This is a genomic window from Geodermatophilus sp. SYSU D01180 (assembly GCF_054050415.1).
This window is the reverse complement of the sequence record NZ_JBJGZH010000038.1, coordinates 17,902-37,584: the sequence shown is the minus strand read 5'-3', so window position 1 is coordinate 37,584 and position 19,683 is coordinate 17,902. Positions and strand designations below refer to the sequence as shown.

Below are 19,683 nucleotides of genomic sequence, written 5' to 3'. Positions count from 1 at the left end.
TCGTGCTCTGCCCACGACTGTGGGCAGAGCACGAGCGTCCGCGGAGCAGGGGTCACCGGGGATCGAGCCACCAGAGCACGGCCTCGCCGTCGCAGCGGGCGGTCACCGCGATGCGGCCGTCGTCCCCGGCGTGCAGGTACCCGGCCAGCTCGTCGCACAGGCCGAGCGGCGCCCCCACCGCGCCCGTCCGGACGTCGACGACGACCACCGACGCCGCGGCCGACTCCTGCTGCAGCGTCAGCCACAGCGCCGTCCCGTCGAACTCGGCATCGGTGACCGGCGTGCCGCGGAAGGCGCCGTCGGCGGTGAGCACCGCGGGCGCGGTCGCGCCCACGGCGACGGCCACCACGTGCTCGCGGTCGGTGCGGTCGGCGTCGGCGCCGCGGACCACCGCGTACGCGGTGCCGTCGGCGACCACGACCACGTCCTGGACCCCGGCGCGGACGAAGCCGGGCGCGAGGTCGACCGGTGCGTCCCGCGGCAGCAGGTCCGGCGTCAGGGCCAGCAGCAGGCTGCGGGCCGGGGCCTCCGCGTCGGGCCACAGGGTCTCCGCCACCAGGACCACGCGGGAACCGTCGGGGGAGACCGCCACCGCGCCGACCTCCGCGGAGGTGGGCTCGACGCCCTCGACGGCGAGGTCGACGTCGGCCGAGGTCCGGACCGCGCCGGTGGCCGGGTCGACGGCGAGCAGCAGCGGGGGACCGGCGCTGCGGGACACGGCCACGTAGAGGACGCCGTCGGGGCCGAGGGCCGCGGCCGAGCCGGTGAGCAGCACGTCCCCGGGGACGGCGACCGGGAGGGTGGCGGTGACCGTCCCGGTCGCCGGGTCGACGACCTGCAGCGCGTAGCCGACCGGTCCCGTGCCCGGCCACACCGGCCCGGCCACCACGGCCGCACCGCCGGAGCCGAACGCGGTGTCCGGGCGGGAGCCGGGCGCGAGCTCCGCCGTCGCCTGGACCGTCGTGCCGTCCGGACCGACGACGGCGAGCGCGGCGCCCGGCGCGGCGTCGTCCACGCCGGCGTCGGCCCCGGCGAGCAGGACGAGCGTGGTGCCGTCCGGGCCGGCGGACACCCCGCGGGCGTCGGTGTGGTCCCCGGCCGGGCCGGTGCCGGGCACGGACACGGTGGTCCGCGAGGCCTCGGCCGCCGGCGCGGCGGACCAGGGCGCGGCAGCCGGAGCCGGGGAGCAGGCGGCCGTCGCGAGCAGCACGGCGGGGAGCAGGGCGGACACGGTCAGCAGGCGGGAGCGGGGCACGCCGTCCACCCTCCGGACGGCGCTTGCGCCGCACTGCCCCCGCGGTTGGGCCCCGCTAGGCCGCCGCGGCCCCCAGCCGGCCGAGCACCGCGGGCAGCGGGCCGGGGGAGAGCACGGTCAGCCGCTGGGTGGCGCGGGTGAGCGCGACGTAGAGGTCGTTGAGCCCGCGCACGCCCTCGTCGAGGACGCCCTGCGGGTCGGCGACCACCACCGAGTCGAACTCCAGGCCCTTGGCCTCGCCCGGCGTGAGCACCACCGGCCCCAGCGAGGAGTCCGCGCCCGGTCCGGACTGCACGTCCGGCCGCAGCTCCGCGAGCTCCGCGACGACGCCGGCCACCCGGCTCGGCGGCACGAGTACCGCCGTCGTCCCCTCCCGCCCGGCGAGGTCCGCGGCCACCGCGGCGACCCGCCCGGCCAGCCCGGACTCCCCGGTGACCTCCGCGACCGGCGGCGTGCCGCCGGTGCGCACCGACCGCGGCGGCCGCAGCCCGGTGCCGGTCGCGGCCAGCACGTCGGCGGCCACCGCCATCACCTCGGCCGGGGTGCGGTAGTTGACGGTCAGCTCCTCCAGCCGGAACGCGTCGCCGACGTGCGGGCGCAGGACGGCGTCCCACCGCTGCGCGCCGGCCAGGCTGCCGGTCTGCGCGACGTCGCCGACGACGGTCATCGACCGGGTCGGGCAGCGGCGCACCAGCAGCCGCCAGGCCATCGGCGAGAGCTCCTGCGCCTCGTCGACGACGACGTGCCCGAAGGTCCACGTGCGGTCGGCGGCCGCCCGCTCGGCGGTGGTGCGCAGGTCCAGCTCGCGCTGCCGGTCGGCGAGGTCCTCGGCCGACAGCAGGTCGCCGGCGCTGAGCACCTCGGCCTCCAGGTGCTCGTCCTCCAGGTCCACCGACCGGGAGCCGTGCAGCACGTCGAGGGTCTCCTGCGCCCGCTGGAGTGCGCGGCGGCGGTCCCGGTCGGCGCGGGCGCGCTGCGCGCTGTCGTCGAAGCCGAGCAGCTCCTCGGCCTCCTCGAGCAGCGGGACGTCGGCCGGGGTCCACACGCTGCCGCGCGGGCGGTGCAGCAGCGCGCGGTCGGCGTCGGACCAGCCGGGGGTGGCCGCGGCGATCCGCGCCGGGTCGGCGAACAGGTCGGTGAGCAGCCGCTCGGGGGTGAGCACCGGCCACAGCTCGGCCAGCAGCGACCGCACGCCCGGGTCCTCGCTCACCTCGCGGCGCAGCGCGGCGACGTCCTCCCGGTCGAGCAGGCCCGCGCCGCCGTCCACGTCCCGGCCGAGCCGGTCGGCGTAGCGCCTGGTCAGCGTGTCGACGACGCGGCGGACGAACACCGGCCGGGCCAGGTTGTGCAGCGGGTCCGCGCGGCGTGCGGCGTTCTGCGCGCGGGTGACGTCGATCGGCCGCAGCCGCAGCCGGAACCCGTCCACCTCGACCTCCCGCGGCGCGGCGGGCACCACCTGCCGGTCGGCGATCGCGGCGCGCAGCACGTCGACCATCTCCAGCCGGCCCTTGACCGCCGCGGCCTCCGGCGACTCCTCGCCGCGGGCGTCCAGGCCCGGGCGCAGCTGCCCGAGCCCGGCCAGCAGCACGCCGGTCTCGCCGAGGGAGGGCAGCACGTCGGCGATGTAGCGCAGGAAGGTCGGCGTCGGGCCGACGACGAGCAGGCCGCGGCGGGCCAGCCGCTCGCGGTGCGTGTAGAGCAGGTAGGCCGCCCGGTGCAGCGCGACCGCCGTCTTGCCGGTGCCCGGCCCGCCCTGGACGACGAGCACGCCCGCGGCGTCGCTGCGGATCACCCGGTCCTGCTCGGCCTGGATGGTGCGGACGATGTCGGTCATCCGCCCGGTGCGCGAGGCGTCGAGGGCGGCCAGCAGCGCGGTCTCGCCGGTCAGGCCCGAGCCCATGACGCCGTCGGTGAGCACCTCGTCGTCGAGGCGGACGACGGTGCGCCCGCGGGTGCGGATGTGCCGGCGCCGCACGATGCCCAGCGGCTGCACCGGGGTCGCGACGTAGAACGGCCGGGCCGCGGGGGCCCGCCAGTCGACCAGCGCCGGGTCCTGCGCCGGGTCGTCGCCGGGCAGGCCGATCCGGCCGACGTAGAGGGTGCCGCCGTCGTCGGCGCGGTCGATGCGGCCGACGACCAGCCCGGCCTCGGCGGCGTCGAGCGCGACCACCCGCTCGCCGTGGAAGCGGACGGTGGCGTCGCGCTCCTGCAGCGCCTGCGGGTCGACGGCCGGCCAGGTGATCGCCTGCCGCCACCGGGTGCTGGCCAGCTCGCGGGCGGCGTCCAGCCGGCGGTACAGGTCGGTGACGTACTCCTGCTCGAGGGCCAGGTCCCGCGCGGAGGCGAGATCGGGGTCGGGGACGACGTCGGACGGGCTCGCCGGCAATGCACTTCCCTCTGCTAGAATGGCCGAAGTTCTCTTCGTCGCCATTTCGAGCGCCATTCCTGGCGCGCGCGGCAATCGACCATCTTGCGCCTTTCACCCCCTCGCTGTCATCTCCCGCCCGCGTGTCGGGGCGAGGTCTGCGCCACCAGGGCGTCGAGGGCGTCCGCCAGTTCCACCGGCCGGCTCAGCGCGCACAGGTGCCCGCCGGGGACCTCGACGATCCCCAGGCCCAGCCGCCCGCGGGCCACCCGCCGTTGCAACACGACCGGGAAGAAGCGGTCCTCCGCGCCGGCGAGCACCCGCGTGGGCACGTCGGGCCAGGCGGCCAGCGGCCACGGTTCGCCGAACGGGGTCCCCGACTGGTCGCCGGCGTGCCCGGCCCCGGCGGCCCACACCTCCGGCGGCACGTCGTGGGAGAAGTCGGACTCGACGGCGTCGTCCACGGGCCGGCCCTGCACGCGGGCACACGCCGCCCGGGCCTCCGCCTGACCGACGGCGTCCCACCACTCCCCGCCGGTCTCGCCGGGCCGCGGCACCATCGCGTTGAGCAGGACCAGCAGCCGCACCGGCCGGCGCGCCGCCACCAGCGGCGCGGTGAGCCCGCCCATCGACTGCCCGACCACCACGGCGTCCCCGTCCGCGGACCGGGCGTCGAGCGCGGCCGTCGCCACCTCGGCGTACCGCCGGAGCCCGGCGGTGTCGTCGTCGGCGGGCAGGTCGACGGCGACCGCCTGGTGACCCCGGCGTTCGAGCTCGGGGACCAGGCGGTGCCAGTACCAGGCGCGCCCACCGGCGCCGGGGACGAGGAGGAAGACGGCCACCTCCTCGGGACCGGCGCCGGGCGCTGGACTCATCGGCCGGCTCAGAAGAGGCCGGCGAGCTCCCGCACCGCGGTGGTGACCGGGTCGCCGGTCCACTCGTGCGCGGTGTCCCCGGCGGCGGTGTCCCCGGCGGTGTCCTCGGCGGCGGTGAACGTCCCGCCGGCCGCCGGCTCGATCCCGCTGTCGTCCTGGTCGGAGGTCAGGCCGTAGCCGTACTCGACCGACACCTCCCAGTAGGTCCAGCCGTCGGCCTCGGCGAAGACGTAGGTCACCGACGCGTAGGCGTAGGAGGTCGGGGCCATCGGCTCGGAGAAGTCGGCGTACCCGTCGTCGTCGACGTCGTAGGCGGCGGCGTCCACGTAGCCGTCGAGGTCGGAGTCGGCGCCCCACACGTCGGGCAGGCCGTTGCCGGTGGTGTCGACGCCGACCTCCTCGACGTAGCCGTCCTCGTTCCCGTCGAAGGCGAAGGTGTCGGCCCAGCCGTCGAGGTCGGTGTCGACGGCGACCTGCTCGACGTAGCCGTTCTCGTCCCAGTCGACCGCCCAGGTGTCCTCGTACCGGTCGCCGCTGTCGTCGAAGGCGTACAGGTCGACGTAGCCGTTGGCGTCGGTGTCGTAGGCGTTGTAGGCGACCGAGCCGGCCGACGCGGTGCCGGCGGTGGCGAGCACGGCGGCGAACGCGGTCGCGGGGACGGCGGTGCGCAGCAGGGTGCGGGCGGCGCGGGTGCGGGTCAGGGCGGTGCGGGTCATGGCAGTGCCTCCTCGGTGGTCGAGCCGCTGTCCGGCTCGCTGCGAGGACGCTCCCGCGCACCTCCTGCACGGGACTGGGCGCCGACTGGAGGCCCGGCTTGCACCCGCGTACCAGTGCCCTGCCAGTGCGCCGTGGCGGGATGGGCGGGGAGTCAGGGGAGACCGTGTCGTCCCGCAACCCGCAGGACACCTGCCCGACATCCCGGCTGCCTACCGTCGGGGGCTCCCGGACGACAGGGGAGAACACCATGTCCACGACCACCACCGAGCGCCCCACCGAGCGGGCGTCCTGGACCTGCCCGAACTGCCACGGCGAGACCACCACGGCCAAGAAGCGCTGCCGGGACTGCGGCACGTCGCGCTACTGACCCCTCCGGGAGCGGGCTCGTCATCGCGCCCGCTCCCTGGGCCCGGCTTCAGTGCGAGGGCGGCGCACCCCGCAGCCGGACCACCGCCGCGCGGTAGCGCGCCCGCCCGGCCAGCCGCCAGACCAGCCGGGTGCCCCGGCCCAGCCCCGCCATCAGCCGCTCCTGCTCCGCCGGCGCGGCGTCCTCGAGGGCCAGCCCCAGCACCGTCAGCCGCTCGCGGCCCGACAGCGCCGGCCGCGGGGCGTGCACGATCGCCGTCCACTCCCGCGCCGGCAGGTGCGCCTCGAGCAGCGGCAGCAGCTCCCGCTCCTCGGCCGCGGTCTGCGCGTCCACGACCGCCGCGAGGTCCAGGCAGGCCAGCGCGAAGGCGTCCCGGGCCGGCGGCGTGCCGGCGACCGCCCACTGCCGGGCGGCGGTGGACAGGTCGCGCAGCCGGTTGTCGACGGCGGCGCAGCGGGTGGTCCACGCGGCGATGCGCGCCCGCGCGGACCCCGCGGCGCCGGCCGGCAGCGCGCGCTCCAGGGCCGGCCACAGCAGCTCGCGCTCCACGGCGTGGTGGCCCAGCAGCACCCGCCCGACCAGGTCGGCGTGCCGGGTGAGGGCCGCGGTGCGCGCGGCGTCGCCGGGCGGCGCCCAGGTGGCGAGCTCGGCCAGGGTCCGCAGCTCCCGGCGGACCAGCCGGTGCAGGACGCGCTGGGAGTCCCCGGCCCGGGTCGCGGGCGGCACGTCCGCGGCGGGTGCGGGGGGACGGAGGGAGGTCGGCACGGCGGTCACGGGGCACCTCCGGTGCAGCTCAGGAGGGAGGAACCGGACCGGTCTCGTCCGGGACGGGGGCAGGGTAGGAGCCCGCCGGGCGGGGGGACAGGGGTCCGTGCGCGACCGGGCGGGGACAGGGACGCCCGCGTCCGTTACCGTCCCGGGCGTGACGGTGGTCACACGGAACTGCGTGCGCGTGCGCGGGCCGGAGGGAGCCCGGCCGATGGTCCTCGCACACGGGTACGGCTGCGACCAGTCGATGTGGCGGGCCCTGGTGCCCGAGTTCGCCGTCGACCACCGGGTGGTCACCTTCGACCACGTCGGCGCCGGCGGGTCCGACGTCTCCGCCTACGACCCCGTCCGCCACGGCTCCCTGCGCGGCTACGCCGAGGACCTCCTCGACGTCGTCCGGGAGCTGGACCTGACCGACGTCGTCCTGGTCGGCCACTCGGTGAGCGCGATGATCGGCGTGCTGGCGGTGCGGGCCGACCCCGGCCGGTTCGGGGCGCTGGTGATGATCGGCCCGAGCCCCCGCTACGTCGACGACGAGGACTACACCGGCGGCTTCAGCCGGGCCGACGTCGCCGCGCTGCTGGAGTCGCTGGACAGCAACCCGGCGCAGTGGGCGGCGGCGCTGGCCGCGGTGGTCGCCGGGCCGGACCACCCCGACGTGGCCGCGGAGCTGACCGCGAGCTTCTGCCGCACCGACCCCCGCGTCGCCCGCGACTTCGCCCGGGTCACGTTCCTCTCCGACAACCGCGCCGACCTCCCCGCGGTCCGTGTCCCGACGCTGGTGCTGCAGTGCTCCGACGACGCGATCGCGCCCGAGCCCGTCGGCCGGTTCGTGCACGGGCAGGTCCCGGGCAGCGTCTTCCGGCGGCTGGCCGCCACCGGGCACTGCCCGCACCTGTCCGCGCCCGAGGAGACGACCGCGGCGATCCGCGCCTTCCTCGGGGGCCCGGCCGGCCCGTGACCGACCCCGCACCGCCCCCGGACCGGCTCGAGCAGCCGGAGGGTCTCGCGCGACTGCTGGAGGAGGACCCCGCCGACCTCTACGAGAACGCCCCCTGCGGCTACCTGTCGATGGTCCCGGACGGGCGGGTGGTCAAGGTCAACCGCACCTTCTGCACCTGGACCGGCCGGGAGCCCGGCGACGTCCGCGGCCGGCGGCTGCCCGACCTGCTCAACGCCGGCGGCCGGGTGTTCTACGAGACCCACCTCGCGCCGCTGCTGCGGCTGCAGGGGGCGGTCCGCGAGGTGGCGCTCGACGTGCTCCGCGCGGACGGGTCGGTGCTGCCGTGCCTGCTCAACGCGGTCGAGGTCCGCGACGAGGACGGGCAGCCGCTGCTGGTGCGCGCCACGGTGTTCGAGGCGACCTCGCGACGGCGCTACGAGCGGGCGCTGCTCACCGCGCAGCGGGCCGCGGCCGAGTCCGAGGCGCGGGCGCGGACGCTGCAGCAGGTCGTCTCCGAGCTGGCCGCGGCGGCGTCGGCCGGGCAGGTCGCCGAGGTCGTCGTCCGCCGGGCGCGGGCGGCGGTGGAAGCCGGCGGTGCCGCGCTGTGGCTGGCCCTCCCCGGGCCGGAGGGGGCGCCGCTGCCGGTCGCCCTGGCCGCCAGCGACCACGTGGCGCCGCACCTGCTCGGCGAGCTGGCCGCGGCGGCGCGGGACGGCGCGGAGCTGGTCCGCACCGGCGGGGTGCGGTCGGTGCCGGTCGGGCCGGCGCTGCGCGACCGGTGGCCGGGGCTCGCGGAGGCGATGGCCGAGGCCGGGCAGGAGGCGGTCGTCGTCGTGCCGGTGACGGCCGCCGACGACCGGCACCTCGGCGCGCTGGTGCTGGTCCTCGGCGTCACCGACGACAGCGAGCTGATCAGCCTGGCCGAGCCCGGCGCCCGCGGCTCCCTCGCGCCGGCCGACGCCGACCTGCTGACCACCCTCGGCCGGCAGGCCGGGCAGGCGCTCGAGCGGGTCCGGCTGCACGAGGAGACCGTCCGGCAGGCGGCGCGGTCGGCGTTCCTGCTCGAGGCCGCCCGGCTCATGGCCGCCGGGCACGGGGTCACCGAGACGATCGCGGAGCTCGCCGAGCTGACCGTCCGCCGGCTGGCCGACGTGTGCGTCGTCGACGTGCTCACCGAGCACGGGCTGGCCGAGCCGGTGGTCGCGCACGCCGACCCGGCCCGCCGCCCCCTGGTCGAGGAGCTGCGCGACGTCCACCTGCCCCGCCGCGACGGCTCGCACCCGAGCGTGCGGGCGCTGACCCAGCACCGCACGGTCTGGCTGCGCGGCGCGGCCGACGCCGAGCTGGCGCGGGCCACCACGAGCCCACGGCACCGGGAGGTCACCCGGGCGCTGGAGCTGGCCGACCTCGTCTGCGTGCCGCTGGTCGCGGAGAACCGGCCGCTCGGCGTGCTCTCGCTCGGCGCCGACGTGCGCCGTGGCCCGTTCACCGAGGCCGACGTCGAGACCGCCGAGCAGCTCGCGCTGCAGATGTCGCAGGGCATGGACGTCGCCCAGCGCCACGAGCTCGACGAGCACACCTCCCACACGCTGCAGGCCAGCCTGCTGCCGCCCGCGCCGCCGGAGGTGCCGGGGTACGCCGTCGCCGTCCGCTACCTGCCGGCCAGCCGCGGCGCCGACGTCGGCGGCGACTTCCACGACGTCGTCCCGCTGCCCGGCGGCGAGGTGGCGCTGGCGGTCGGCGACGTCGTCGGCCACGACGTGACGGCCGCGGCGACGATGGGCCAGCTGCGCAGCGTGCACCGCGCGCTGCTGGTGGACCGGCCGGGGCCGGCGGCGCTGGTCGACCGGCTGCACGGCAGCTGGCCGCTGCTCGGCCTGCCGCGGATGGCCACCGCGCTGTTCGCGCGGCTGCACCCGCCCACCGGCGGGCTGCGGATCGCCTCGGCCGGCCACCCGCCGCCGCTGCTGGTCGAGGGCGGGCGGGCCGGGCTGCTCGACGTCCGCCCGGGCCGGCTGCTCGGCGCCCCGCCGGGTCCCGCCCCCGAGTGGCGCGGCCGGCTGCGGCCGGGCGCGACGCTCGTCCTGTTCACCGACGGCCTGGTGGAGAGCCGCACCGCCGACATCGACGAGGGGCTGGACCGGCTGCGCGCCGTCGCCGCCGCGGCCGCCTCCGGCGCCGACCCGGACGCCCTGTGCGACCGGCTGCTCGACGCGCTGGCCGGGCCCCGCCGCGCCGACGACGTCGCCCTGCTCGTCCTCACCCGGCTGCCGGTCGAGGGTCTGGCGGGCCGGGAGGAGGAGGCGGACCATCGCAGCCACCGCCCCGTCCGCGGGGCCGGGCGCGAGGAGGCCGCCGTGGAGCAGACGCGCAGTGAGCTGACCGACGTGCTCGAGGGCGCGACCGGGGACGTCACGGTCTCCGGTGACGCCATGCGCTGGACGCCGGGCCGGGGGGAGCCGCCCGAGCCGGCCCCCGGCTTCCCGGGGGTCGACGTCGCGGCCGGGCTCGGCTCCGTGCTGGGGCTGGACCCCGTCGCGGTGCGCCGGCTGGTCACCGGCGCCGTCGACCGGCTCACGACCGTGGCCGGTGACGTGGCCGACGGGCTGCGCCAGCTCGCCCGGGACGCGTTCCCCGGCGGCGACGACCGGAGCTGACCGCGTCCCCGCGCGGCGGGCGGAGGGCGTCCGACACACCCGGGCGCGGGTGTTGCACCCGGGCGCACGGTAGAACCGAGGGCGACAACTGCCACGCCGACGTGGGGACGTGTCCGTCATGAGCAGCAACCAGTTGACCCTGGCGCCCGCACCGCCGTCCGAGGCGGCCGAGCGGGTCCGCCTGGAGGTCCGGGAGTTCCTCGCGCAGGAGCTCGCCGCGGGGACCTTCACCACGCACGTGGACACCTGGCTGTCCGGCGTCGACCCGGAGTTCTCGCGCAAGCTCGGCGCCCGCGGCTGGCTGGGCATGACCTGGCCGAAGGAGTACGGCGGCCACGAGCGCACCGCGCAGGAGCGGTACGCCGTCACCGAGGAGCTGCTCGCCGCCGGGGCCCCGGTGGCCGCGCACTGGATCGCCGACCGGCAGTCCGGGCCCAACCTGCTGCGCTACGGCACCGAGGCGCAGCGCAAGGACATCCTCCCGCGCATCGCCGCGGGGGAGTGCTACTTCGTCATCGGGATGAGCGAGCCCGACAGCGGCTCCGACCTGGCCTCCATCCGCACCCGCGCCACCCGCAACGCCGACGGCGACTGGGTGGTCGACGGCGCCAAGGTCTGGACGTCGAACGCGCACCACTCCCACTACGGGATCGTGCTGGTGCGCACCGGCCCGCCCGGGGAGGGCCCGCGCGGCAAGCACCAGGGGCTGACCCAGCTGCTGGTCGACCTGTCGCTGCCCGGCATCACGGTCAACCCGATCCGCATCCTCGACGGCGGCCACCACTTCAACGAGGTGGTGTTCCAGGACGTCGTCGTGCCCGGCGACATGCTGCTGGGCGCCGAGGGCGCCGGCTGGCACCAGGTGACCGCGGAGCTGGCGTTCGAGCGGTCCGGGCCCGAGCGGTTCCTCTCCACCTGGCCGCTGCTGGCCGAGTTCGGTCGCCGCGCCGCCGCCTCGGGCGACCCGGCGCAGCTGGCGGTGCTGGGCCGGCTGTCCTCGCGGGCGCTGGCGCTGCGCCAGCTGTCGCTGCGGATCGCCGCCGCGCTGGACCGCGGGGAGCTGCCCGACATCCCGGCCGCGCTGGTCAAGGACATGGGGACGACGTTCGAGCAGGACGTCGTCGACGAGGTGCGCCGGGTGGTCGACGTCCCGGCGTCACTGGACAGCCCCGACCCGCTGGGCCGGGCGCTGGCCGAGGCACAGCTGCACGCGCCGGGCTACACGCTGCGCGGCGGCACCAACGAGATCCTCAAGGGGATCGTGGCGCGGGGGCTGGGGCTGCGATGAGCGATCAGGACCTGGTGGTCGAGACCGTCCGGGACATCCTCTCCGGGCACGAGCCGTTCGTCCTCACCGCGGAGCGGCCGTGGGACGAGGGCCTGTGGTCGGCGCTGGCCGAGGCCGGGCTCACCGGCGTCGGGCTGCCGGAGGAGGCCGGCGGCTCCGGCGGCGAGCTCGCCGACGCCGTCGCGATCGTGCGCACGCTGGCGGCCGGCGCCGCCGCGGTGCCCGTGGCCGAGCAGCTGCTCGTGGCCGGGCCGGCCGTGGTGGCCGCCGACCTCGACCTGCCCTCGCCGGAGGAGCCGCTGACGGTCGCCGTCGACGGGACGGTCGCCGCCGAGCCCTCCGACGACGGCGACGGGCCCGGCCGGTTCACCCTCTCCGGCACCGCCACCGACGTCGCGTGGGCCGGCGTGGGCCGGCACGTCGCGGTGCTGGCCACGGCGCCGGCCGGGATCGAGGGCGCGGTGCTGGCCGTCGTCGACGCCTCGGGGCTGACGGCGTCGCGGGCGGTGAACCTGGCCGGGGAGCCGCGCGGGTCGCTGGTGCTCGACGGCGTCGGCGCGCGCGGCGCGCTGCTCACCCCGGCGCGGGCGGCGGAGGTGCGCGCCCGCTACGCGCTGGCCCGCGCGGTGCAGATCTCGGCCGCGCTGGAGCAGGTGCTGGCGTGGACGGTGCAGTACGCCGGCGAGCGGCACCAGTTCGGCCGGCCGCTGGGCAAGTTCCAGGCGATCCAGATGGAGCTGGCGCAGATGGCCGGCGAGGTCACCTCGACCGCTGCGCTGGTCGACGCCGCCGTCCAGGCCCTCGGCCGGGGCGAGGCGACGATCGGGCTGGCCGCGGCCGCCGCGAAGGTGCGTGCGGGGGAGGCCGTCGAGCGGGTGGCCAAGCTCGCCCACCAGGTGCACGGCGCGATCGGCTTCACCCAGGAGCACCGGCTGCACCACCTGACCCGGCGCTGCTGGTCCTGGCGCGACGAGGCCGGCAGCGAGCTGACCTGGTCGCGGTTCCTCGGCGCGGGCCTGGTCGCCGCCGGCCCGGAGGACGTCTGGCCGGCCTTCACCGCCGTCGTGTGAGCCGCCTGCCCGCCTCCCGTGTGGGAGGCGGGCAGGGCCGTCACACCGTTTCCGGCACCCTGAGATGGGCGAGGACGAGGTCGAACTCCTCGGCGTCGGTGATCTCGAGCTTCATGGCCCGGGCGAAGTCGTCCCGGGAGGCGCGGGCGTGGGCGCGGCCGGCGTCCATGTCCTCGCGGTCCTCGAAGGTCACCGCGGACGCGGCCCGGCCGCTCTCCCGGTCGACCATGAGGCTCACGCTGCAGAAGCCGGGGTAGTCCTCCATCCGCGGCACCATGACGCTGCGGTAGGCGTCGAGCACCCGGTCCAGCCCGGCCGGGTCGGCGCGCCACCAGGTCACCCGCGTGCACGCGCCCGACGGTGCCTCCGAGCGGCGGTGCATGACCACGACCTCCCACTCCTGCACCGTGACGTCCCCGCCGAAGACCTCCGCGGCCTGCTCGCGCATCGCGCGCACCCGGTCGGCGCTGGCCCGCATCGACTCGACGTCGCGCCAGGACGAGGTGACGACGGCCCGGCCGCTGGCGCGGTCGGTGATCATCGACAGGCCCACGAACCCGCGCATGTCGGCCAGCGCGGGCATGACCTCGTCGCAGACGTACGCGATCCCGTCGTCGAGCTTCTCGGGTGTGCCCGCGACGGAGGTCGAGCGTGCGTACATGGCCGCTCCTCTCTGGGGGCGGCGCTGCCCGGGCGGCACCGCCGCGGGCGCCAGCCTGCTCCGGCGGCGGCCCGCCGGGAAGGGGGGCACCCCGGCGCGGGACGTCCGGGACCGTCGGTGAGCCCGCGGATACTGGGTGCATGCAGACCGCGCTCGTCCTCGTCCACGACGCCGACGCCTCCCGCGGGCACCGGCTGGTCGGCACCCTGCGGCCGGCGCTGGAGGCGCAGGGGCTGACGGTCGTCGTCGGGACGACGGTCGGCGACTCCCCGCTGCTCACCGACCTGCCCGACCCCGCCACGCTGCGCACGCTGGTGGTCATGGGCTCGGGGGCGGCCGCCTACGACGACACGGTGCCGTGGCTGGCCGCCGAGCTCGCCTACCTGCGACGGGCGGTCGACGCCGGGACGCCGGTGCTCGGCGTCTGCTTCGGCGGGCAGGCGCTGTCGCGGGTGCTGGGCGGCGTGGTCGCGCAGGCGCCGCAGGGCGAGCACGGGTTCCTCGACGTCGAGACCGCCGACCCCGGGCTCGTGCCGGCCGGCCCCTGGTTCGAGTACCACGGCGACCGGTTCACCGTGCCGCCCGGCGCGGTGGAGGTCGCGCGGACCGACCGGGCGGTGCAGGCGTTCACCTGCGGCCCGCACCTCGGCGTGCAGTTCCACCCGGAGATCGACCCAGGCGCGTTCTCCGCCTGGGAGGAGACGTGGGAGCTCACCGGCCCGCCGCCGCCGGAGGCCGACGCGCTGGTGCCCGGGCTGCGCCGCGAGATCGCCGAGCGGGAGCCGGAGGCCGCCGCGGCCTGCGCCCGGCTCGTCGGGGCGTTCCTGGACCGGGCCGACCGCGCCCGCCCGGCGGAGGAGGAGACGGCGGCCTGAGCGCGGGCGCGTTCGGCAGGATGGGTGCCCGTGAGCGCTGACCGGCACGGGCACACCCACCGCCTCGACCTCGCCGACGCCACCGTGCGGGAGTGGGGCGCGACCGTCGTCGCGGCCGACCCCGAGCAGGGCATCGTCCTCGACCGCTCGGCCTTCTACCCGGGCGGCGGCGGGCAGCCGCCGGACGAGGGCGTGCTGCTGTGGGGCGGCGTGCGCACCCGGATCGCCGGCACCCGCAAGGGCGACGAGCTGTACCTGGTCCCGGTCGAGGGCGACCCGGTGCCGCCGCCGGGCACCGCCGTCCGCGGGGCGCTCGACGACGAGCGCCGGACCGCGCTCATGCGCACCCACTCGGGCCTGCACGTGCTCACCGGCGTGGTGCTGCGCGACTTCGGCGCCAAGGTCACCGGCGGCAACATGGAGCCGCTGACCGCGCGGATGGACTTCGACCTCGCCGAGGTGCCGGCCGACTTCAAGGACCGCGTGGCCGAGGCGGTGAACGCCGAGATCACCGCGGACCGGCCGATCCGGGTCCGCACGCTCCCGCGCGACGAGGCGTACGCGATCCCCGACCTCATCCGGACCGCGACCGACCTGCTGCCGCCCGACATCGAGCAGGTGCGGATCGTCGACATCGTCGGCCTGGACCTGCAGGCCGACGGCGGCACGCACGTCGCTTCGACGGCGATGGTCGGCCGGGTCGAGGTGGTCAAGATGGAGAACAAGGGCCGCGGGTTCCGCCGGCTGCGCATCCGCGTCGTCTAGGCCGGGTCGTTCGGCTCGGGTCGTTTGGGTCGGGGAGGTCCCGGTACGCCCCGTAGCCGTGATCGACGAGCTTTTCGGATGGAGTCGTTCTAGTCTGCGTCCGTGCGGGAGGGGACTTCCACACGGGGGTCGGTGAGCAGCGCCGGAGTAGCGCGCTGGCCCCGTCGGGTCCTCCTCCTGCTCGGCCTGGTGGCCGGCATCTTCACGCTCCTGGTGGTCGTCTCCACCTCCGCGCGCGCCGAGGACCCACCCGCTCCGGACGGCTCCCTGCTCGGCGGCGTGGTCGAGGAGGTCACCGCGACGGTCGACGAGGTCGCCGTCGAGCCGGTCGTCGAGCCCGTGGTCGAGCCGGTCGTGGAGTCCGTGGTCGAGCCGGTCGCCGACGTCCCGGCTCCTGCGCCCGAGCCTCCGTCTGTGCCCGAGCCCGCCCCTGCGCCCGAGCCCGCCCCTGCGCCCGAGCCCGCCCCTGCGTCCGAGCTCGACCCTGGGCCCGAGCCTGCCCCTGGGCCCGAGCCCCCGCCGGCACTCGAGCCTCCGCCTGATTCCGAGCCCGCTCCGGAGCCGGTCGCGGACGTTCCCGCGGAGACGCCCGAGCCGGTCGTCGAGCTGCCCGTCCCGGTCGTCGAGGACGTCGTCGCTCCGGTGGTGGAGACCGTCGGCGAAACGGTGAGCGAGCCGGTGGCGCCGGTGGTCGAGACCGTCACGGAGCACGTGGCTCCGGTCGTCGAGACCGTGACCGAGCCGGTCGCTCCGGTGGTCGAGACCGTCAGCGAGTCCGTGGCTCCGGCCGTGGAGCCGGTCACCGACCCGGTGGCGCCGGTCGCCGAGGCCGTGACCGACCCGGTGGCGCCGGAGGTCGAGACCGTCACGGAGCCCGTGGCGCCGGTGGTCGAAGCGGTGACCGAGCCGGTCGTGCCGGTCGCCGAGGCCGTGACCGACCCGGTGGCGCCGGTGGTCGAGACCGTGAGCGAGCCGGTGGTGCCGGTGGTCGAGACCGTGAGCGAGCCGGTGGCGCCGGTCGTGGAGACGGTGACCGAGCCGGGCGCTCCCGTCGCCGAGGCCGTGACCGACCCGGTGGCGCCGGTGGTCGAGACGGTCGTCGAGCCGGTCGTGGGGACCGTGACGGAGCCGGTGGTCCCGGTCGTGGAGACGGTCGTCGAACCGGTGGCTCCGGTGGCCGAGCAGGCCGTCCCGCCGGTGACGGAGCCGGTCGCCCCGGTCGTCGACGCGGTCACCGAGCCCGTCGTCCCCGTGGCCGAGGACGTCGTGACCCCGGTGGTGGAACCCGTCGTCCCCGTGGTCGAGGCCGTCGCTCAGCCGGTGGTGCCGATCGTCGAGACGGTCACGGGACCGGCGGCTCCTGTCGTCGAGGTCGTCCCGCCTCTGGTGGAGGCGGTGGTCGAGCCGGCCGTCCCGCCGCTGGTGGAGACGGTCGGCCCGGTGGTCGTGGACGTCGTCGTGCCGGTGGTCGAGGTGGTCACCGGTCCTGTGGCACCGGTGGTCGACGCGGTGGTCGAGCCGGTGCCCCCTGTGCTCGAGACGATCACGCAGCCGCTCGTCCCGGTGGGCGAGGCGGTGACGCAGCCGCTCGTCCCGATCGTGGAGGCGGTGACCGAGCCGCTCGTGCCGGTGGTCGAGGCGGTGACGCAGCAGCCGGTGCCGGTGGTCGAGGCGGTGACCCTGCCGCTCGTGCCGGTGGTGGAGGCCGTCGTCGCGCCAGTGGCCCAGGCCGGTGCACCGGCGGCGGAGGTCGTGACGCCGGTGGCCGAGCCGGCCGCCGCCGCTGTCGAGGCCGTGGTGACGCCGGCCGCCGGTACCGCCGCCACTGCGCAGGTCACCACCCCGTCGTCAGCTCCGGTCGGGGAGGCCGCCCCCGTGGCCGGGACCGCGACCCTCGAGACCGCACAGACCACCGGGCTCGCCGCCGCCCCGGCGACCGTGGCCGTCCTGCTGAGCGCTCCGCGGGCCGAGTGCGGCGCGTCCGAGGACGCCAGCACGACCCCGGCGAGCAGGACCACGCAGCGGCAGCAGGCCACGGCTCCGCGGCCCGCCGACCCGCCGCCGCTCGCCGACGACCTCCCCACCGAGCCCACGGCGCCGGTGGCGCCCGAGCCGAGGCCGATCGTGCCCCCGGCGCCCACCATGTCGGCCTCGGTCTGGCTGACCACGCTGGCCGCGATCTGCCCGTCGGGCGTGCCGGCCACCGCTCTCTGCACCGTCCCGGCGCCGTCGTCGGCCTCCGCCGTCGTCGCCGCCGTCCTGCGCGACCCGTCCTTCTCTCCCGACTGACCTCCCTGCCAGGCGCGCACCAGCCGCCGGCCGAGGTCGGGAATCCCTCCCGCACCGCACCGCCGACTGGGCGCTGCCTTCCCGGGCGTGACCCCGACCTGGCTCCCGCTGGGCCGGGGCCACCGGGCGGGGAGGTATCGGGGCTGGGGGTTCCGCGCACCGGTGCGGTCGCGCGGCACCCCTGACCTCCCCGCCCAACACTCCGGACGACGGGGGCGGTGGCGACACCGGCGCCCCGCCCCCGTCGACCGATCCGGCCGTGACATCCGTGGGACGCCGAACGGCCACGCGCGCGACATCTCGCTGTGCTAGTCATGACGTCATGACGACCTCGTGCGCACTGCGCCCGCTGCCGGACCGCGCCACCGTCGTCGACGTGTACGGCTCCCGGTTCCTGCTCGAGTGGCTCGACCGGGAGACCCTCGCCACCGCCGCGGCGACGGTGCGGTGCGCGGTCGAGGTCGAACGCACCGAGGCGCGCGCGGCCGGCTGACCCCCGAGGTGCTTGTCCTCGGGTCCGGCCGTCGGGCACAGTGCCGCGCGTGCTCCCCTGGATCGTGCTGACCCTGGTCCTGCTCGTGCTCACCGGCATGTCCACGGCCGCGGTCCGCGCCAGCCGGCGGAAGGCCCGTCGCCGGGAGGCCGCTCATCGGAGCCCGCGCGGTGAGAACGCCCGTCGCCGCAACGCCCGGCGCCGCAACGCCGGCCGCCGTTCGGGCGGCGACGGCTGGTACGGCGACAGCGGGATCTGGGGTGACGGCGGGCACCACGGCCACCACGACGGCGGCGGCTGGGGCAGCGACTCCGGCGGCGGTGGGGGAGACGGCGGCGGAGGCGGCGGCGGGGACTGACCGCGCGACGACCCCTGGCGCCGCGGCCCGCCGTCCGGCACGGTGCCCGGCCGTGGCCGCGCTCTCGATCCTCGCCTTCGTCGCGATGGCGTTCTACTGCATCCTGTCCTGGCAGCGTCCCCGGCCCGGTGCCGGTGACGGGAGCTGGTCCGGCGGCGACTGGGTCGACAGTGGCTCCGACAGCGGATCCGACGGCGGCGGAGACGGCGGCGGGGACTGAGCCCGGGGTCGGAGGGCCCTGTCGTCCGCCCCGGGCGCGCGGGACCTTTCCGCCATGACGGCGATCGTGGTGCTCGGCGTCCTCGCGGCGGTCCTCCTCCTCGCCTTCGGCCTGCACCGGTACCGCGTGGGTGCCGAGGGGCGGCGGGGCGTCGAGACGGGTGAGCGGGTGGTCCACCCCCACGCGGCCCGCTACCTCGCCGGCGGGGGAGCGGTCGGCGCGGCCGGCGGCTTCGACGGCGGCGGGGGCTTCGACGGCGGCGGAGGTGGCGACGGTGGTGGTGGCGGGGGCTGAGGCCCGGCCGAGCTGACGGCGTCGTCCGCCCGGACGGCACCGTCAGCGCGCAGGGACCGTCAGCGGCGCTCGTCGTCGGGCCGGTGCCCGATGCCGCCGGGACCGTGCGACGCCGGCACCTCCTCGCCGGCGGCTACCGGCCCGGGCGGGGTGCCGTCGCCGAAGGGCGAGCCGCCGAGCTCCTCGCGCTCGTGCGGGGTCAGCCAGTTCGACGTGTCCGGACCCATCGGGATGACCTGCGTCGGGTTGATGTCCGCGTGGACGACGTAGTAGTGCTCCTTGATCTGCGGGAAGTCGGTGGTGTCCCCGAACCCCGGCGTCTGGAACAGGTCGCGCGCGTAGCCCCACAGTGCCGGCATCTCCGACAGCTTCTGCCGGTTGCACTTGAAGTGGCCGTGGTAGACGGCGTCGAAGCGGGCCAGCGTGGTGAACAGCCGGACGTCGGCCTCGGTGATCGTGTCGCCCATGAGGTACCGCCGCGTCGACAGCCGCTCCTCGAGCCAGTCCAGCGCCGTCCACAGCCGGTCGTAGGCCTTGTCGTAGGCGCGCTGCGAGCCGGCGAAGCCGCAGCGGTACACGCCGTTGTTGACCTCGGTGTAGACGCGCTGCATGACCTCGTCCATCTCGTCCCGCAGGTGCTCGGGGTAGAGGTCGGGGGCGCCGTCGCGGTGGTACTCGGTCCACTGCGTGGAGAAGTCGAGCGTCATCTGCATGAAGTCGTTGGTGACGACGGCCTTCGTCGGGACGTCGACCATCGCCGGCACCGTGATCCCGCGCGGGTACTCCGGGTCGCGGGCGAAGAAGGCCTCCTGCAGCCGCTCGTAGCCGAGCACCGGGTCGCGGCCGCCGGGGTCGAGGTCGAAGGTCCAGCTGCGCTCGTCGTGCGTGGGCCCGCAGATGCCCATCGAGAACGCCGATTCCAGCCCCAGCAGCCGGCGCACGATCGCGGCACGGTTCGCCCAGGGGCAGGCGCGGGCGATGACCAGCCGGTACCGGCCCGGCTCGACCGGCCAGTCGCTCGAGCCGTCGGCGGTGATCCGGTCGGTGATGTAGTTCGTGTCGCGCTTGTACTCCTGGCCGTTGGAGACGTAGCCGGATCCCTGGTCGTCGCTCACACGATCAACTCTGGCCGACCGCGACTCCCGCCGCCCGGTAGACCGGGGTGACCCGCAACTCCTGTGCCGTGTGGGATCGCGCCTCCTGCGCGGACCGGCACTCCGGTCCCATCCGTCCCACTCGGCGACGACGCGGTCGCCCCTTGGCCGGTTCCGTTCCCCACCCGTGATGGCATCCGGAACGGAACGTCCACGGACGACGACGGGTGGGACATGGGACTGAGCTTCTCGGTCAAGCTGGCGCCAGGGGTCCGGGTGCGCGCCTCCAGCCGGGGTGTACGCACGAGCATCGGGCCGCGAGCGGCGCG

General features: G+C 76.8%; 18 protein-coding genes. 11 read left to right on the top strand and 7 right to left on the bottom strand.

Annotation, left to right across the window (positions count from 1 at the left end; translation table 11 throughout):
- Positions 1 to 52: 52 nt before the first annotated feature.
- The 5 genes from ACI8AA_RS22335 to ACI8AA_RS22315 form a co-directional block, all read right to left on the bottom strand.
- Positions 53 to 1,255, bottom strand: coding sequence for a hypothetical protein (locus ACI8AA_RS22335; protein WP_457046563.1), 1,203 nt, complete (start codon positions 1,253 to 1,255; stop codon positions 53 to 55).
- A 55-nt stretch (positions 1,256 to 1,310) separates the two neighbouring features.
- Positions 1,311 to 3,641, bottom strand: coding sequence for a HelD family protein (locus ACI8AA_RS22330; protein ID WP_457046562.1), 2,331 nt, complete (start codon positions 3,639 to 3,641; stop codon positions 1,311 to 1,313).
- A 107-nt stretch (positions 3,642 to 3,748) separates the two neighbouring features.
- Positions 3,749 to 4,495 carry an alpha/beta fold hydrolase gene (locus ACI8AA_RS22325; protein WP_457046561.1) on the bottom strand — a complete coding sequence of 249 codons (747 nt, stop codon included), beginning with the start codon at positions 4,493 to 4,495 and terminating at the stop codon, positions 3,749 to 3,751.
- An 8-nt stretch (positions 4,496 to 4,503) separates the two neighbouring features.
- Complete coding sequence (locus tag ACI8AA_RS22320) at positions 4,504 to 5,211, bottom strand: hypothetical protein (protein ID WP_457046560.1); 708 nt, start codon at positions 5,209 to 5,211, stop codon at positions 4,504 to 4,506.
- A 416-nt stretch (positions 5,212 to 5,627) separates the two neighbouring features.
- Positions 5,628 to 6,353: a hemerythrin domain-containing protein gene (locus ACI8AA_RS22315; RefSeq protein WP_457046559.1), complete on the bottom strand. Its 726-nt coding sequence runs from the start codon at positions 6,351 to 6,353 to the stop codon at positions 5,628 to 5,630.
- Positions 6,354 to 6,501: 148 nt separating this feature from the next.
- Here ACI8AA_RS22315 and ACI8AA_RS22310 point away from each other — a divergent pair, with 148 nt between their 5' ends.
- The 4 genes from ACI8AA_RS22310 to ACI8AA_RS22295 all read left to right on the top strand — a co-directional run bounded on the left by ACI8AA_RS22310 (position 6,502) and on the right by ACI8AA_RS22295 (position 12,305).
- The gene (locus tag ACI8AA_RS22310) at positions 6,502 to 7,308 is read left to right on the top strand and encodes an alpha/beta fold hydrolase (RefSeq protein WP_457046558.1); all 807 of its coding nucleotides are present in this window, start codon (positions 6,502 to 6,504) and stop codon (positions 7,306 to 7,308) included.
- Positions 7,305 to 9,947, top strand: coding sequence for a SpoIIE family protein phosphatase (locus tag ACI8AA_RS22305; RefSeq protein WP_457046557.1), 2,643 nt, complete (start codon positions 7,305 to 7,307; stop codon positions 9,945 to 9,947). The genes ACI8AA_RS22310 and ACI8AA_RS22305 overlap by 4 nt, the downstream gene beginning before the upstream one ends.
- Positions 9,948 to 10,065: 118 nt before the next feature.
- A complete protein-coding gene (locus ACI8AA_RS22300) occupies positions 10,066 to 11,235 on the top strand; it encodes an acyl-CoA dehydrogenase family protein (RefSeq protein ID WP_457046556.1) in 1,170 nt (389 codons plus the stop codon).
- Positions 11,232 to 12,305 carry an acyl-CoA dehydrogenase family protein gene (locus ACI8AA_RS22295; protein WP_457046555.1) on the top strand — a complete coding sequence of 358 codons (1,074 nt, stop codon included), beginning with the start codon at positions 11,232 to 11,234 and terminating at the stop codon, positions 12,303 to 12,305. The genes ACI8AA_RS22300 and ACI8AA_RS22295 overlap by 4 nt, the downstream gene beginning before the upstream one ends.
- Positions 12,306 to 12,345: 40 nt before the next feature.
- Here the strand turns inward: ACI8AA_RS22295 and ACI8AA_RS22290 are convergent, their stop codons facing one another.
- Positions 12,346 to 12,966, bottom strand: coding sequence for a hypothetical protein (locus tag ACI8AA_RS22290; protein WP_457046554.1), 621 nt, complete (start codon positions 12,964 to 12,966; stop codon positions 12,346 to 12,348).
- 140 nt (positions 12,967 to 13,106) lie between these two features.
- On the opposite strand from ACI8AA_RS22290, the gene ACI8AA_RS22285 reads away from it, so the two are divergent.
- The 7 genes from ACI8AA_RS22285 (at position 13,107) to ACI8AA_RS22255 (ending at position 18,260) form a co-directional block, all read left to right on the top strand.
- Positions 13,107 to 13,841, top strand: coding sequence for a type 1 glutamine amidotransferase (locus ACI8AA_RS22285; RefSeq protein WP_457046553.1), 735 nt, complete (start codon positions 13,107 to 13,109; stop codon positions 13,839 to 13,841).
- A 30-nt stretch (positions 13,842 to 13,871) separates the two neighbouring features.
- Positions 13,872 to 14,606: an alanyl-tRNA editing protein gene (locus ACI8AA_RS22280; protein WP_457046552.1), complete on the top strand. Its 735-nt coding sequence runs from the start codon at positions 13,872 to 13,874 to the stop codon at positions 14,604 to 14,606.
- 132 nt (positions 14,607 to 14,738) lie between these two features.
- Positions 14,739 to 16,895, top strand: coding sequence for a hypothetical protein (locus ACI8AA_RS22275; RefSeq protein ID WP_457046551.1), 2,157 nt, complete (start codon positions 14,739 to 14,741; stop codon positions 16,893 to 16,895).
- 322 nt (positions 16,896 to 17,217) lie between these two features.
- Positions 17,218 to 17,388, top strand: coding sequence for a hypothetical protein (locus ACI8AA_RS22270; protein ID WP_457046550.1), 171 nt, complete (start codon positions 17,218 to 17,220; stop codon positions 17,386 to 17,388).
- A gap of 49 nt (positions 17,389 to 17,437) precedes the next feature.
- Positions 17,438 to 17,746 (top strand): hypothetical protein, encoded by a 309-nt coding sequence (locus ACI8AA_RS22265; RefSeq protein WP_457046549.1) that lies wholly within the window; start codon positions 17,438 to 17,440, stop codon positions 17,744 to 17,746.
- 52 nt (positions 17,747 to 17,798) lie between these two features.
- Positions 17,799 to 17,966, top strand: coding sequence for a hypothetical protein (locus ACI8AA_RS22260; RefSeq protein WP_457046548.1), 168 nt, complete (start codon positions 17,799 to 17,801; stop codon positions 17,964 to 17,966).
- 54 nt (positions 17,967 to 18,020) lie between these two features.
- Complete coding sequence (locus ACI8AA_RS22255) at positions 18,021 to 18,260, top strand: hypothetical protein (protein ID WP_457046547.1); 240 nt, start codon at positions 18,021 to 18,023, stop codon at positions 18,258 to 18,260.
- A gap of 59 nt (positions 18,261 to 18,319) precedes the next feature.
- Here ACI8AA_RS22255 and ACI8AA_RS22250 read toward each other — a convergent pair whose 3' ends face one another.
- Positions 18,320 to 19,375 (bottom strand): glutathione S-transferase family protein, encoded by a 1,056-nt coding sequence (locus ACI8AA_RS22250; RefSeq protein ID WP_457046546.1) that lies wholly within the window; start codon positions 19,373 to 19,375, stop codon positions 18,320 to 18,322.
- Positions 19,376 to 19,683: the final 308 nt, after the last annotated feature.